Source organism: Streptomyces sp. NTD91, from assembly GCF_059510455.1.
In genome coordinates this window covers 55,535-70,437 of record NZ_JCAJZW010000001.1, presented here as the reverse complement: position 1 = coordinate 70,437, position 14,903 = coordinate 55,535, and the positions used below count along the sequence as shown (strand labels likewise).

Genomic DNA, 14,903 nt, shown 5'->3' with positions numbered 1-14,903 from the left:
CTCCGGACACAGGCGCTCTACGGACACGTGAGACGGGAGGCTGACGTGGCGCGCGGAGGACAGGGGTTGGCCCGGGTGGCCGTCGTCGTACGGGCGGGAGCCGCACCGTTGTGGTGGTTCGGGGTCTTCGCGGCGGGGATCGGGGTGCTGCCGCCCGGGCTCACCGGGCGCCGGATCGGGGTGCTCGCCGGGGCCGCACTGTTCCTCGTGGGCGCGGCGGTGGTGGCGCTGGCGCGGCGGGGCCGGTACGGCGCCCTCGCCCGCGGCGCGGCCCGCGCGGGCAAGTACGACGTGCTGCAGGACCGGGCGGTGACCGTGCGCAACTGGCGCCGTGGCCACCGCTGGTGGCTGCTGCTGGCCTTCGCCGTGGCGCTCGGCTCCTCCTTCGCGGTGCCCGCGGCCGGCGGCATGCTGCTGGCCGGGCTCGGCACCGGGCTGCGGCTGAAGGCCGCCTGGATCGGGCGGCGCGAGCGCGCCGAGGAGACGCTGCTGTGGGTGCGCGTCGACTGGCTCGACAAGCGCGGCGGGCGCCCGGCGGGCAAGACCGTCAGAGGCCTGCGCGGTACGGGCATCGCGGCCGGCGACGCGGCCCCGGGCGGGGCCCGCCGCCGTACCGCACAACTGGTGTGACTACACCTCCAGTTCCTCCTCGATCCGCTTCAGCTGGTGCCGGGCCATCGCCAGGTTGGCCCGGGCGGAGTCCAGGACCAGGTAGAGGAAGAGGCCGTTGCCGCCGCGGCTCTTGAGCAGGCGGATCAGGTGGTACTGGTCGGACAGTGTGATCAGGATGTCCTCGATGTCGGCCTTGAGGCCGAGCATCTCCATCGTGCGCATCTTGGCGCGGATCACGTCGGTGTTGCCCGCGGCGGCCACGTTCAGGTCGAAGCTCTTGCTGCCCCCCATCGTGCCCAGCGCCATCCCGCTGGTGTAGTCGACGAGCGCGACGCCGGTGGCGCCCTCGATGGACGTGAGGGCTTCCTTCAGCGCGGTTTCGGTGTTGGCCATGGTGGTCCTCTCAACTGTCGGTTGCGGTGCGCGCCTCGGCGGCCGTGGTGCGGGGCGCGCGGGTGGTGCGGGTGCGTGCGGGTGCGGAGCGGGGGGTCTGGCGTGCGGCCCGGGCGGCGGCCTCGGCGGCGTCGAGCAGCTCCCCGATGCGGGCGCCGGAACGGCGGCCCTCCAGGTGCAGCCGACCGACGTTGACCCGGCCTTCGGCGAGCAGGGTCAGTACGGCGGTCCGGCCGGCCGCGTAGGTGGCGATGCAGCCGCGCTCGCCGCGTACCAGCAGTTCCCGGAAGCCACCGTTTCCGGTGGCGTCGGTCATCCGGACGGCGACGCCGAGCGCGGCGGCGGTGAGCGCGGAGAGGCCCTCCGGGTCGACCCCGGGGGTGTCATGGGCGACGACGAGGCCGTCGACGCCGGCCGCGAGGGCCCCGGTGAGCTGCGGGACCCGGTTGCGCAGCCGGTGCAGCTCGTCCAGGACCGCCTGGAGATCTTCCTCGGACACCATCAGCTCTCTCCTCTCGGCGGGGCGGTGCCGTTCAAAGCGCCTCCAGCGCATCCCTGAGCCTCTTCAGCAGCGCGATGTCGGGGTCGGTGACCGGGAACGGGGGCGGCGCGGCGGGTGCCGTCGGCAGCGGGGCGACCTGGCCGGCCGCCGCGAGCCGGCGTACGTCGACCAGCGTGTGGAAGGCCTGCCGGCCCAGGTTCCGGGCGATGGCGGTGGCCGTGCGGACGCCGTCCACGCGGTCCAGGACCGCTCGCTGCCGGGAGGTGAGCGGCGCGGCGGCCAACGGGGCGGCGCGGATCAGCGGGGCCGTGTCCGCGGCCGGGTCGGGCCACAGCCGGTGCAGCAGCAGTCGGCGGCGCAGCGTCTCGCGTTCCAGGGCGACGACCGGCACCGAGGGCAGCGGGCCGAGCCGGGGCGCGCGGTCGTAGTGGAACCGGCCCGGGGCGCTGCTCGGGGCCAGCGCGAAGTACCCGGCGTCGTACAGCGCGTCCAGATGGCACAGCTCCAGCGCGCCGGTGGGCAACAGCCCTGCCCCCAACAGGAGTTCGGCGGCGTGCAGCGGGCCGGAGGCGTCGGCGACGGCCCGCTGCCAGGCGGTGGCCGCGAGGGTGCCGTGGGCCGTGAGGAGCACGTCGAGGCCGGGGGCGAGCGGGCTCTCGGCATGCACCACCCGGCCCTCGGCGAGGTACAGGGTGCCGTGCTCGCGGACCAGGACGCCGGTGGCCCGCTCCTCGGCGAGCCGGGTCAGCATCGGCGACAGCGCCCGGGGTTGCGAGGTGTCCCGCACCGGCAGCGGCGGCGGAGGTGTCTGCACCACGCTCATCCCAGGACCAGCCGGTCCGCCATCTCGCCGAGCCGGATGCGGGCGAGCGCGAGATTGCCCTCCTCGCGGCCGAGCCACAGATGCAGGAAGACGCTGCTGTCGAACGACGTGTCCACGAACCGCAGCAGGTGGTAGCTGTCGCGGTTGCTGACGATCACGTCCTCGATGGGCGGGTGCCCGTCGCCCTGGGCGGCGAAGGCGCCGTGCTCGGCGGCCATCCGGGCCAGCTCGGCGGTCTCGGCGGCGGTCCTCTCGTGATCGCCGCCGGGCGCCTCCCCGACCGTGCCGAGGGCAAGGCCGCTGGTCCAGTCCACCAGCGCGGCTCCCCGGGCACCGGGCAACCGCATCGCTTCCAGCAGGCACTCGTCGATTCCGGGCACCGTGGCTCCCCTCCCGCCTGGGACTCCGGCTGAGTGACAGTGACACTACGCACGGTGCGGGCAGGATGTGAGGCCTTCGGCATTTTCCCGTGGAACATGCGTCCGGCGTACTAGTGTGGGTCAACTAGGCACTGACCCGGGCGAGTTGATCCATTTGTTCGACGGTACCGGGGGTCCGTCAACGGCTCCCGGGTGCTCTGAGGGTGGTGAGCGCGTCCGCGTGCGCCCCGCCGGACTCCGTCACCACCTCGGCGATGGTCTGCGGCTCCCGTACGGCCGCGAACGTCATGCCTCCCGCACCGTTGGGTGCGAAGCCGTAGATGCCCGGCCGGGCAAGGGAGTTGTAGGCGTAGTGGTGGGCGAAGTAGTACGCGCCCGTGTCCAGCGCCGCCGCGTAGTCGCCCTGTTCCAGCAGGGGCAGCGCGCGGCCCTCCGCCAGCAGGTCGCCGGAGAAGCAGGCCGGCCCGGCCACGTCCTGCACGACGTCCGGCCCTGGCTTCGGTCGCCCCTTGGCGTCGTACGCGGCGATCCTGAGCGGCCACGCCCCTGGCGCGTACACGGTCCGCGTCGCCACCTGCACGCCCGCGTGCGTCACCGCGATCCGCCGCCCGCCCGCGCTCTTGGCGTACTCCACCCGGGCCACCACCGTCCCCTGCTTGGCCAGCAGCGACCGCCCGAACTCGGTCACCAGCCCGTACCGCCCGTCGAACAACCCCGGCACCTGCTCGGCCAGCAGCCGGGCGTACTGCGCGTACGAGGGCGCCGTCGCCTCGGCCGCGAAGTTCACCGGCAGCCCGCCGCCGATGTCGAGCGTGTCGATCTGCCGTCGCCCCGCCCGCTCGTTGATCTCCTCGGCGAGTGCGTACGTCTCCGCCGCGCCCTGCGCCAGCAGCGCCAGCGGGATGCCCTGGGAGCCGGTGTGCGCGTGCAGCCGGGTCAGCCACGGCCGGTCCAGACACGCCCGTACGACCCACTCGCGCGCCCCCTCGTCGCGCAGCGCCACCCCGAACTTCGAGGTCTCCGTCGCCGTCGACGTGGCCCCGATCGAGCCGCCGCCGACCTGCGGGTTGACCCGGATGCCGAGCGGGGAGGCGGTGGCCGACGTGCGGACCAGGGCGTCCAGGCGGTCCAGCTCCTGCGGGTTGTCGGCGTTCACCGCGATGCCCAGCGCCAGTGCCTCCCGCAGCTCGGCCGGGGTCTTGGCGGGCGAGTCCAGCACGGTCCGGCCGGCCGGCACGCCCGCCGCGCGGGCCAGCGCCAGCTCGCCCGGACTCGCCACTTCGGCGCCGATGTCCGCCTCGTGCAGCAGCCGCAGCACCGGCACCAGTGGGGTCGCCTTCACCGCGAAGGCGTGCAGCACCGGCGTCCCGGGCGGCACCATCGCGTCGAACGCCGCCCGCAGCGCCGCCGCCGACTCCCGGATCCCGGTCACGTCCAGCAGTCCGACCACCGCCGCGTCCGGCCCCAGCAGCCCCTGCTCCACGGCCGCCCGCACCGCCTCGTCCCGCCGCGCGGCGCGCTCCCGCGCCTCCGCCCGTCCCGCCTCGGCCTCGTCGTCCCGGATGTCCCGCTCCACGGTCTCTCCCCTCGTGTCCGGTCGTCTCCGTCTCGCGTGCATCCAGCCAAACACCGCCGGCGCGCCGACGGGGACGCCCCGATGTATTGACTAGTTCTATTCAGAAAGTCAGGATGTGAATAGACAGAGCAACATGGAGGAGGCAGACGATGTCGGGACCCCGCCCCGTACGAGCACCGCGCGGCACGGAACTGAGCGCCCTGGGATGGCAGCAGGAAGCCGCCCTGCGCATGCTGCAGAACAATCTCGACCCCGAGGTCGCGGAGCACCCCGACAAGCTCGTCGTCTACGGCGGCACCGGCAAGGCCGCCCGTGACTGGCGCTCCTTCGACGCGATGGTCCGCACCCTGAAGACCCTCAAGCAGGACGAGACCATGCTGGTCCAGTCCGGCCGCCCGGTCGGCGTCATGCAGACCCACGAATGGGCGCCGCGCGTCCTGATCGCCAACTCCAACCTCGTCGGCGACTGGGCCAACTGGGAGGAGTTCCGCCGCCTGGAGGCCCTCGGCCTGACCATGTACGGCCAGATGACCGCCGGCTCCTGGATCTACATCGGCACCCAGGGCATCCTCCAGGGCACCTACGAGACCTTCGCCGCCGTCGCCGCGAAGAAGTTCGGCGGGTCACTGGCGGGCACGGTCACCCTGACCGCCGGCCTCGGCGGCATGGGCGGCGCCCAGCCGCTCGCCGTGACCATGAACGACGGCGTCGCGATCTGCATCGACTGCGACCCGCGCGCCATCGAGCGCCGCATCGAGCACCGGTACCTCGACGTGAAGGCCGACTCCCTCGACCACGCGCTCCAGCTGGCCGTGGAGGCCCGCGACGCCCGCCGCCCCCTGTCCATCGGCGTCCTCGGCAACGCGGCCGAACTGGTCCCGCAGCTGCTCGCGATGAACGCCCCCATCGACATCGTCACCGACCAGACCTCCGCCCACGACCCGCTTTCCTACCTGCCGGTCGGCGTGGCCTTCGAGGACATGGCCGACGCCGCCGCCAAGGACCCGGCCGGCTTCACCACGCGGGCACGTGAGTCCATGGCGAGGCACGTCGAGGCCATGGTGGGCTTCATGGACGCCGGCGCCGAGGTCTTCGACTACGGCAACTCCATCCGCGGCGAGGCCCAACTGGCCGGGTACGACCGCGCGTTCGCCTTCCCCGGTTTCGTCCCCGCCTACATCCGGCCGCTGTTCTGCGAGGGCAAGGGCCCCTTCCGCTGGGCCGCGCTGTCCGGCGACCCCGCCGACATCGCCAGGACCGACAAGGCCATCCTCGACCTCTTCCCGGAGAACGAGTCCCTGGCCCGCTGGATCAAGATGGCCGGTGAGCGCGTCCACTTCCAGGGCCTGCCCGCGCGCATCTGCTGGCTCGGCTACGGCGAGCGCGACAAGGCCGGTGAGCGCTTCAACGACATGGTCGCCTCCGGTGAGCTGGCCGCGCCACTGGCGATCGGCCGCGACCACCTCGACTGCGGCTCGGTGGCCTCGCCGTACCGCGAGACCGAGGCCATGCTCGACGGGTCCGACGCGATCGCCGACTGGCCGCTGCTGAACGCCATGGTCAACGTGGCCTCCGGTGCCTCGTGGGTGTCCCTCCACCACGGTGGTGGCGTGGGCATGGGGCGGTCCATCCACGCGGGGCAGGTCACCGTGGCCGACGGGACGAAGCTGGGCGGCGAGAAGATCCGGCGCGTGCTCACCAACGACCCCGGTATGGGCGTCATCCGCCATGTGGACGCGGGGTACGACATCGCGGAGTCGGTGGCGCAGGAGCGGGGCGTGCGCGTGCCGATGCGTGAGGGAGACGGCGCGTGACCGTCGACGAGCGCGGGCACGGCAGCTCGTCGGCCGGGGCCGAGGTCTCGTCGCCCGACGCGGGTTCGGCCGTGCCCACCCGTCCCCGGCAGGGTGACGGGGACGCCCCCGGTCGAGCGAAGCCGGGACCTGGACGGACCGACGGCTCCCAGCCTGGGGGCGGCGGCTCCTTCCACGCGATGTGGCGAGAGCTGCTCCCCATCGGGCGGCACCCCGACTCCGGCGGTTACCGGCGTTACGCCTGGACCGGGGCGGACACGGAATGCCGGGCCTGGTTCAAGGAGCAGGCCGAGGCGCGGGGGCTGGCGTACGAGGCCGACCGGAACGGGAACCAGTGGGCCTGGCTCGGGGACCCGGCGGCCGGGGATGCCGTGGTCGCCGGGTCGCATCTGGACTCCGTGCCGGACGGAGGGGCCTTCGACGGGCCCCTCGGGGTCGTGTCCTCGTTCGCCGCCCTGGACGAACTGCGCGGGAGGGGAGCGCGGTTCACCAAGCCCCTGGCCATCGTCAACTTCGGGGACGAGGAGGGGGCCCGGTTCGGGCTCGCCTGCGTCGGGTCGCGGCTCACCGCCGGGCAGCTGACGGTCGAGCAGGCACACCGGCTCACCGACGGGGACGGGGTCACGCTGCCGCAGGCCATGGAGGCCGCCGGGTACGACCCCGAGGGCATCGGGGCCGACCCGGAGCGGCTGGCCCGGATCGGCGCGTTCGTCGAACTGCACGTCGAGCAGGGACGTGCCCTGGACCTGTCCGGGGACCCGGTCGGCATCGCCAGTGCCATCTGGCCGCACGGCCGCTGGCGGTTCGACTTCCGGGGCGAGGCCAACCACGCCGGCACCACCCGGCTGGTGGACCGCCGCGATCCGATGCTGTCCTACGCCGAGACCGTGCTCGCCGCCCGCCGCGAGGCCGAACTCGCCGGTGCCGTCGCCACCTTCGGGAAGATCGCGGTGGAACCCAACGGGGTCAACGCGATCCCCTCGCTGGTGAGAGGCTGGCTCGACTCCCGCGCCGCCGACCAGGACACCCTGGACACGGTGGTCGGGGGCATCGAGAAGGCGGCGCGGGAGCACGCCGACGCCCACGGCGTCGACCTGGACGTGGTCCGGGAGTCCTTCACCCCGGTCGTCGAGTTCGACCACGCCCTGCGCGACGAACTCGGCCGCATCCTGGGCAGGGACACCGGCCTGACGGTGCCCGTCCTCGGCACCGGTGCCGGACACGACGCCGGAATCCTCTCCGGCAGCATTCCGACCGCCATGCTGTTCGTGCGCAACCCCACCGGTGTCTCGCACTCCCCGGCCGAGTTCGCCGCCGAGGACGACTGCGTGGCCGGGGTGCGCGCGCTCGCCGACGTACTGGAAGGGCTGGCCTGCAGGTGACCAAGCGGACCTACTGGTTGGAGCACGCCTGGCTCGGCACGCACGTCGAGCCGGGGGTCGTCGTCGAGGCGGAGGGCGGCCGGATCGGCGCCGTGCGCACCGGGACGCCCACCCCGCCGCCCGGCGCTGAGGTGCTGCGCGGGCTCACCCTGCCGGGGCTCGCCAACGCCCACAGCCACGCCTTCCACCGGGCGCTGCGCGGCACCGTCCAGGTCGGCTCCGGGACCTTCTGGACCTGGCGCGAGGTGATGTACTCCGTCGCCGACCGGCTCACCCCGGACAGCTACCACGCCCTGGCGCGCGCGGCGTACGCCGAGATGGCCCTCGCCGGCATCACCTGCGTCGGCGAGTTCCACTACGTCCACCACGCGCCCGGCGGCACCCCTTACGCCGACCCCAACGCCATGGGGGAGGCGCTGGTCGCGGCCGCCGCCGAGGCCGGCATCCGGATCACCCTCCTCGACACCTGTTACCTGTCCTCCGGCTTCGGAGAGGCCCCGAACACCCACCAGCTGCGGTTCTCCGACGGCAGCGCGGAGGCCTGGGCCGAACGCTGTGCAGTTCTCAAGGAACGGGATCACGCACGGATCGGGGCGGCGATCCACTCCGTACGGGCCGTGCCCGCCGGGCAGCTGGCAACCGTCGCGGGGTGGGCCGAGGAGCGGCGGGCCCCGCTGCACGTGCACCTTTCGGAGCAGACCGCCGAGAACGACGCCTGTCTCGCCGCGCACGGCCGCACCCCCACCCGGCTCCTCGCCGACCACGGTGTCCTCGGCCCGCGCACCACCGGGGTGCACAGCACCCACCTCACCGACGAGGACATCGCCCTGCTCGGCGGCTCGCGCACCGGCACCTGCATGTGCCCGACCACCGAGCGGGACCTGGCCGACGGCATCGGCCCCGCCGTGGCCCTGCAGCGGGCCGGCTCCCCGCTGTCCCTCGGCTCCGACAGCCACGCCGTCATCGACCTGCTCGAGGAGGCTCGCGCGATGGAGCTGAACGAGCGGCTGCGCACCCGCACCCGGGGCCACTGGACGGCCGCCGCCCTGCTCCGGGCGGCCACCGCCGACGGCCACGCCGCGCTCGGCTGGCAGGAGGCGGGCGCCATCGAGACCGGCGCGCTCGCCGACCTCACGACCATCGCACTCGACTCGGTCAGAACGGCAGGACCGGTGCCGCGACTGGGCGCGGAGACCGCCGTCTTCGCCGCGACGGCAGCGGACGTACGGCACACGGTCGTGGGCGGGCGGCACGTCGTACGCGACGGGGCGCACACCCTCGTGCCCGACGTGCCGCAGGCACTGGCGCGGGCCGTCGAAGCCCTCCGCTCCTGACGACCACCCACGAGGACACCATGAGCAGCAGCACCGTCATCACCAACATCGCCACGCTGGTCACCAACGACCCCTCCCTCGGCGAGAACTCCCCCCTCGGTCTGATCCAGGACGCGGCCGTCGTCATCGACGGCGACCGCGTCGCGTGGACCGGTGAATCCAGCAAAGCACCCGTCACTGACAATCGGGTCGACGCGGGCGGGAGGGCGGTGCTGCCGGGCTTCGTGGACTCCCACTCGCACCTGGTCTTCGCCGGTGACCGCACGCAGGAGTTCAACGCTCGCATGTCCGGCCGCTCCTACACCGCCGGCGGCATCCGCACCACGGTCGCGGCCACCCGAGCCGCGACCGACGCGGAGCTGGAGGCGAACCTGACCCACTACCTGGCCGAGGCCCTGCGCCAGGGCACCACCACCTTCGAGACGAAGTCGGGCTACGGCCTGACCGTCGAGGACGAGTCCCGCGCCCTGCGCATCGCCGGACGGCACACCGCCGAGGTCACCTACCTCGGCGCGCACATCGTCCCCCCCGACTACGCCGACGACCCGGCCGCGTATGTCGCCCTGGTCACCGGCGAGATGCTGGAGGCCTGCGCGCCGCACGCCCGCTGGATCGACGTGTTCTGCGAGAAGGGCGCCTTCGACGGCGACCAGGCCCGCGCGATCCTCACCGCCGGCAAGGCGAAGGGCCTGCACCCCCGCATCCACGCCAACCAGCTCTCCTACGGCCCCGGCGTCCGGCTCGCCGTCGAACTGGACGCGGCCAGCGCCGACCACTGCACCCACCTCACGGACGCGGACGTCGACGCCTTGGCCAACAGCCGTACGGTGGCCACGCTCCTGCCCGGCGCGGAGTTCTCCACCCGCGCCGAATGGCCGGACGCGCGCCGACTGCTGGACGCGGGGGTCACGGTCGCCCTCTCCACCGACTGCAACCCCGGCTCGTCCTTCACCTCGTCCGTCCCGTTCTGCATCGCCCTGGCCGTCCGCGACATGCGGATGACCCCGGACGAGGCGGTCTGGTCGGCCACGGCGGGCGGCGCCGCGGCCCTGCGCCGCACCGACATCGGACGCCTCACCCCGGGCGCGTACGCCGACCTGACCCTCCTGGACGCCCCCAGCCACGTCCACCTCGCCTACCGTCCGGGTGTGCCCCTGGTCAGCGGGGTGTGGCGGCGGGGCGTGCGGGTGGTCTGAGCGAGGCGGACCGCCGACGGGCAACGGGCCTCGGCGCGCCCGGAGCATCGGCTCACCGCGCCCCCGCCCGCCACCGCTGGTCCCCGCCGTCCTCCAGGGGCTGCAGGGACACCCCGTACCTGCCGTCCGGCGTCACCGCCGTCCCGGTGTCGATGTCCGGGCGGATCGTGCCGTCGGGGTCGACGGTGAAACGGAGGTTCTCGCCGTTGTCGCCGTAGACCGAGTCGCAGGGCCAGATGCCCACGCCCCGGTCGGTCGCACCCCGGCTGTCCAGGCAGAAGCCGTCGTCGGCCGCGGAGCGGAGCACGCCCAGACCGGTGTCCACCCGCCAGCGCTGCGTCGAGGAGCCGTCGCAGGGTGCCGTGACCACGTCGTTGCCCCTTTCCAGATCGCCGTCGCGGATGTCCAGGCAGCGGCCCGTGACGAGGTTCACCACCTGGGTGAAGGAAGAGCCGGGCGGGCTGAAGGACGGCGACGGCGACGGCGACCGCGTGGGCTTCTGGGTGGGCCGCGACGTCCGCGTGGTCGGGGACGGTGAAGTGGAGGCCGGAGACGGGGATTCGACCGCCGGCCCGGTGAGGGAGGGAGTGACGGAGATCGTCGCCGTCACCGTCACCGAGGGGGGTGAGGGGGGCGCCGCTGTCGGCTGCCGGTCGTCGGAGTGCGCCGGGATGAGCACGAACACCAGGAGCGGTGTCACGGCCACGCCCAAGGCCGTCGAGGCCAGCAGGACCCGGCGCCGGGGCGGCCAGGCCTGCCGTACCGCCGGGGGTTCAGGGGCGGGCCGTGGTTCCCCGGCGCGGATGTACGCCGTTCCGCGCCACGGCAGCAGGCCCTCCGCCAGGGCCTGACGGGGCGCGTCGCGCAGGGCCCGCAGATCCTCGAACGCGGCGGTGCAGTGCGGACAGCGGGCCATGTGCGCGTCCAGGTCGGCACTTCGGCGCGGGCCGTCCGGCCGTACCGCCTCCTCGATCAGCCGGCGGAAGTCGGCGCAGCGCGCGTCGTCGGAGGCGGCGAGGCGCTCCCGGAGGCAGGCCTGCGCCATGGCCTTGAGGGCCTGCGGGGTGCCGAAGGACACGTCGGTGCGGCTCAGGCCGAGGAAGGAGGCGGTCCGGCGCTCCGGCTCCTGCTCCAGCACGCCGTACCAGAGCAGACCCTGGGCGCGGGAGGGCAGCGAGCGGAAGGCCGTGAGGAGCGGCGGGGTGGGGCCCCCGGGCAGTCCGGAGCTGTTCAGCACGAGCAGCAGTCCGGGGTCGAGTCCGGCGGAGCGCTCGTCGCGTGCCCAGCTCGCCGCCACCCTGGAGGTCAGCAGCAGGAGCCGGTGGCGCAGCGGGACGGCAGGGTCGACGCCCCGTGCCGTCTCGCGGGCCGCCCCGGTGACGGTCTCGGCCGCCAGCCGGCGGGCGGCGGACTCGCTCGCCGCACACAGCCGGGCATAGGCGAGGACCGCGGGAAGATGCCGGCGGCGCAGCTCCAGCAGGGCCGGGTACGCCGTGGCCATGGAGGAGCGCAGCAGTTCGGTCAGCCGGGCGTCCGGCGCGTCCTGATGCTCCGCGGCCGCGTCCTGCGTACCCGTGTCGGCTCCGTCCCCCTGAGCCATCGTCCAGCCTCCTCGCACCACCGGGGGCCGCGCCGTTGCGGTCCCGGTCCGGCACACCAGCCGGTTTGGGGGGCCATAGTGGTGGAGGCGGACTGCCGGGAAAAGACGTTTCCCCGGGTAACCGGATAACGGTTGGTATCACGGGCCCGGTTGGCCGGAATCATGTGCAACAACCGGGAATGGCGGGCGGATTCACGGATACCCGCACCACTCGGAGAGGTGGGCGTGGCGACGCCGCAGCGGTCCGGCACGGTCGGCCGGGCCGCTGCGGCGTCGTCACCGCGACGGGAGCGCGGAGGACGCGGAGGTCACTCCTCGATCGTCAGACCCTTGCGCAGCCGTACCAGCGTGCGCGACAGCAGGCGGGAGACGTGCATCTGGGAGATGCCGAGTTCCTCGCCGATCTCGGACTGGGTCATGTTCGCCACGAACCGCAGGGAGAGGATCTTCCGGTCCCGGGGCGGGAGTTCGGCGATGAGCGGCTTGAGCGACTCCACGTACTCGATGCCCTCGAGGCCGTGGTCCTCGTACCCGATGCGGTCCGCCAGCGCGCCCTCGGTCTCGTCCTCCTCGGGCTGTGCGTCCAGCGAGGAGGCCGTGTAGGCGTTCGAGGCGGCCATGCCCTCGACGACCTCCTCGTTGGAGATGCCGAGTTTCTCGGCCAGCTCCGGGACGGTCGGGGCCCGGTCCAGCCGCTGGGCCAGCTCGTCCCCGGCCTTGGCCAGGTCCAGGCGCAGCTCCTGCAGCCGGCGCGGGACCCGCACGGACCAGGAGGTGTCGCGGAAGAACCGCTTGATCTCGCCGATGATGGTCGGCATCGCGAACGTCGGGAACTCCACGCCGCGGGCGAGTTCGAAGCGGTCGATCGCCTTGATCAGGCCGATGGTGCCGACCTGGACGATGTCCTCCATCGGCTCGCTGCGGGAGCGGAAGCGGGAGGCGGCGAACTTGACGAGTGCGAGGTTGAGCTCGACGAGGGTGTTGCGGACGTACGAGTGCTCGTGCGTCCCTTCCTCCAGCGACTCCAGGCGCTCGAAGAGGGTTTTGGACAGGGCCCGCGCGTCCACCGGGCCGATCTCGTCGTACGGGGGGATCTCCGGGAGTCCCTCGAAGGGGTCGAGGGCATCGATGGGATGATCCAGTTGTTCCGGTGGGGGTGTCGACGTCGCGATCGGGGTATGCGATGCGTCGAGCCGGGGTGACATGGTGTCCTCCATCGTTCTCGGCATATGGCTGCCGAAGCCAGTGCTTGCACTGCGGTGTGCGGCGCCTCCGAAGCCGGCGTGTAGGGGTAGGTGTCCCTACTAGGCCTACCCGGTCGAGCAAGCCGATCGCAAGTGCGTTCTGTGTGGTTATGTCCACTTATGTGAAGTTCTTCGGGTGCCGGAGTTCGCTTGGAGGGCGTAGTGTTCGAGAGCAGTCAGCGTCCACGACCTCGGGAGAGAGACGGCATGGACCACGGGACGGTCGGCAGCGCACAGTCGGGCCGGCTTCTGGTGGAGGTGCGGGAAGAGGGCTCCAGCGCCGTTGTGACACCAGCGGGTGAGCTCGATCACCACACCGCCGATCTTTTGCGCGAGCCCCTCGACGACCTCCTGGACAAGGGCTTCTCGCGCCTTGTCGTGGATTGCACCCGCCTGGAGTTCTGCGACTCCACGGGACTGAACGTCCTGCTGGGAGCCCGGTTGAAGGCGGACGCCGCCGGCGGCGGGGTCCATCTGGCCGGGATGCAGCCGGTCGTCGCCCGCGTGTTCGAGATCACCGGGGCCGAGGCGGTCTTCACCGTGCACGACTCCGTGGAGGCGGCCCTGGCCGAAGGCGGCGACTGAGTCCGCCGTCCCTGCCCTCCCGCACCCGTGAGCCGAAAACAGGGGTGTCGTGCCGGATCGGTCGGGCAGGAGAGGGCAGGAGAAGGCGGGAGACCCCCTGACGACCGCCGGCCCGGACGACCTCGGGAGCCGGCGAAAACCACTGGACGGGACGCGCGTGCGACGGACCGGCGGGCGGGACGCTCCGCGCGGACGACCGATGGACGGTGTGGACCGGACGGCCGGGTCGGCCGGGGTGCACAGCACGGGCAGGACCGGCGCGTCGGACGGCGAGCGGGACCGCGGACGGACCAGGCCGGTCGGGTCGGCCGGAGGGACGGCGAGCGGGACCACGGACCGTCGGCGGACGACACGAAGGACGGACGGCGGGTGCGGGACGGACACGCGGACGACGGACAGACGGAAGACGGACAGACGGAAGAGGACGATGTACGGGCCGGTCGGCGCTGACCGGTGCCGGACTTTCCATCGTGAACTGGTGAATCGGTGAGGTGAAGCGCTGATGAGCACCACCCGGCCTTGCTCGCCGGGCGACCGCGGCCCGGAGCCCAGCGGCGCTTCCGGGGGCTCCGACGAGGGTGCGCCGACGGCAGGCGGGCCCATGGGGGCGGCCGCACCGTCCGCGCCGTCCGGGTCCGCCGGCGGCGCGCGGGAGACCCGGGGCCCTCAGCTCCGCAGAATCGGCCTGCGGGGCGAGAGCGGTGTCGTCCCGCTGGCCCGCGACTTCACCCGCCAGGCGCTGTACGCCTGGGGCTGGTTGCCCGCATCCGGAGCCGACCAGCGGGCCGCCGCCGAGGACGTGCTGCTCGTCGTCTCCGAACTCGTCACCAACGCCTGCCTGCACGCCGAGGGCCCCGACGAACTCCTCCTGGCCTGCGACAACAAGGTGATCCGGGTGGAGGTCTCCGACCGCGGCGCCGGCCAGCCGGCCCCCCGCACCCCGCACCGCGCCGGCCGCCCGGGTGGCCACGGCATGTTCATCGTCCAGCGGCTCTGCCTGGACTGGGGTGTCGTCCGCGCCGCCGGCCGGCCGGGAAAGACGGTGTGGGCAGAACTGGGCGCACCGGCTTAGTCCGGCCCGGTTCCCGTCGGTCCGCCGGATGCACGGACACGGTTCGCGGGTTCCCGCACGAACCGCCACCGGATCCAGCACCACGACGTCGACGCCGGCCGTCCGCGCCGGTGACGGTGGCCCCGGGTGCGCGCGGTCCGGCGGTGACGACGGCCGTTCGTGTGGCAGCCGTCGGTCGTCCGCGCGGTGACGGTGGTGTCGGTCGTGCGCGTTCCTGCGGCGGTGCGGGTCCCTGCGCGGTGACGAACTGTTCCAGCTCACCCGGCCCGCCGACTCGGACACCGCCCAGCTCGAACTGCTGGCCGCTGCCGAACAGCTGGTGGCCGAGCTCGGCCTGCACCACCGGGTCACCCGGTCGGCGCCGGGGACACCGGCGCCGCGCAGGCCAGG

General features: G+C 73.4%; 14 protein-coding genes. 7 read left to right on the top strand and 7 right to left on the bottom strand.

Features of this window, described 5'->3' with window-relative positions; translation table 11 throughout:
* The first annotated feature begins 45 nt into the window (after nt 1–45).
* The gene (locus tag AC5WRT_RS00310; protein WP_496091555.1) at nt 46–630 is read left to right on the top strand and encodes a hypothetical protein; all 585 of its coding nucleotides are present in this window, start codon (nt 46–48) and stop codon (nt 628–630) included.
* Here AC5WRT_RS00310 and AC5WRT_RS00305 read toward each other — a convergent pair whose 3' ends face one another.
* The 5 genes from AC5WRT_RS00305 to AC5WRT_RS00285 all read right to left on the bottom strand — a co-directional run bounded on the left by AC5WRT_RS00305 (nt 631) and on the right by AC5WRT_RS00285 (nt 4,328).
* Nucleotides 631–1,005 (bottom strand): roadblock/LC7 domain-containing protein, encoded by a 375-nt coding sequence (locus AC5WRT_RS00305; protein ID WP_496091554.1) that lies wholly within the window; start codon nt 1,003–1,005, stop codon nt 631–633. It abuts the gene before it with no gap.
* 10 nt (nt 1,006–1,015) lie between these two features.
* Nucleotides 1,016–1,507 (bottom strand): roadblock/LC7 domain-containing protein, encoded by a 492-nt coding sequence (locus AC5WRT_RS00300; protein WP_496091553.1) that lies wholly within the window; start codon nt 1,505–1,507, stop codon nt 1,016–1,018.
* Between the two features lie 31 nt (nt 1,508–1,538).
* Entirely contained in the window at nt 1,539–2,330 is a 792-nt protein-coding gene (locus tag AC5WRT_RS00295; RefSeq protein ID WP_496091552.1) for a transcriptional regulator, read from the bottom strand.
* Complete coding sequence (locus AC5WRT_RS00290; RefSeq protein ID WP_496091551.1) at nt 2,327–2,710, bottom strand: roadblock/LC7 domain-containing protein; 384 nt, start codon at nt 2,708–2,710, stop codon at nt 2,327–2,329. The genes AC5WRT_RS00295 and AC5WRT_RS00290 overlap by 4 nt, the downstream gene beginning before the upstream one ends.
* Before the next feature lie 178 nt (nt 2,711–2,888).
* Nucleotides 2,889–4,328, bottom strand: a complete 1,440-nt coding sequence (locus AC5WRT_RS00285; RefSeq protein WP_496091550.1) for a type III PLP-dependent enzyme domain-containing protein — start codon at nt 4,326–4,328, stop codon at nt 2,889–2,891.
* A 107-nt stretch (nt 4,329–4,435) separates the two neighbouring features.
* Between AC5WRT_RS00285 and hutU the strand changes: the two genes are divergently transcribed.
* The 4 genes from hutU (at nt 4,436) to hutI (ending at nt 10,012) form a co-directional block, all read left to right on the top strand.
* Nucleotides 4,436–6,100 (top strand): urocanate hydratase, encoded by a 1,665-nt coding sequence (gene hutU, locus AC5WRT_RS00280; protein WP_496091549.1) that lies wholly within the window; start codon nt 4,436–4,438, stop codon nt 6,098–6,100.
* 179 nt (nt 6,101–6,279) lie between these two features.
* A complete protein-coding gene (locus tag AC5WRT_RS00275) occupies nt 6,280–7,482 on the top strand; it encodes an allantoate amidohydrolase (protein WP_496091990.1) in 1,203 nt (400 codons plus the stop codon).
* Nucleotides 7,479–8,816, top strand: a complete 1,338-nt coding sequence (locus AC5WRT_RS00270) for a formimidoylglutamate deiminase (protein ID WP_496099817.1) — start codon at nt 7,479–7,481, stop codon at nt 8,814–8,816. Before AC5WRT_RS00275 ends, AC5WRT_RS00270 begins: the two co-directional genes overlap by 4 nt.
* 20 nt (nt 8,817–8,836) lie before the next feature.
* The gene (gene hutI / locus AC5WRT_RS00265; RefSeq protein ID WP_496091547.1) at nt 8,837–10,012 is read left to right on the top strand and encodes an imidazolonepropionase; all 1,176 of its coding nucleotides are present in this window, start codon (nt 8,837–8,839) and stop codon (nt 10,010–10,012) included.
* A 52-nt stretch (nt 10,013–10,064) separates the two neighbouring features.
* Here the strand turns inward: hutI and AC5WRT_RS00260 are convergent, their stop codons facing one another.
* Together AC5WRT_RS00260 and AC5WRT_RS00255 are read right to left on the bottom strand one after the other, a co-directional pair.
* Entirely contained in the window at nt 10,065–11,612 is a 1,548-nt protein-coding gene (locus tag AC5WRT_RS00260) for an RICIN domain-containing protein (protein ID WP_496099816.1), read from the bottom strand.
* Between the two features lie 308 nt (nt 11,613–11,920).
* Nucleotides 11,921–12,817, bottom strand: a complete 897-nt coding sequence (locus tag AC5WRT_RS00255) for an RNA polymerase sigma factor SigF (protein ID WP_496091989.1) — start codon at nt 12,815–12,817, stop codon at nt 11,921–11,923.
* 246 nt (nt 12,818–13,063) lie between these two features.
* Here AC5WRT_RS00255 and AC5WRT_RS00250 point away from each other — a divergent pair, with 246 nt between their 5' ends.
* Nucleotides 13,064–13,441 (top strand): STAS domain-containing protein, encoded by a 378-nt coding sequence (locus tag AC5WRT_RS00250; protein ID WP_496091545.1) that lies wholly within the window; start codon nt 13,064–13,066, stop codon nt 13,439–13,441.
* Nucleotides 13,442–13,943: 502 nt separating this feature from the next.
* A complete protein-coding gene (locus AC5WRT_RS00245; protein WP_496099815.1) occupies nt 13,944–14,513 on the top strand; it encodes an ATP-binding protein in 570 nt (189 codons plus the stop codon).
* Nucleotides 14,514–14,903: the final 390 nt, after the last annotated feature.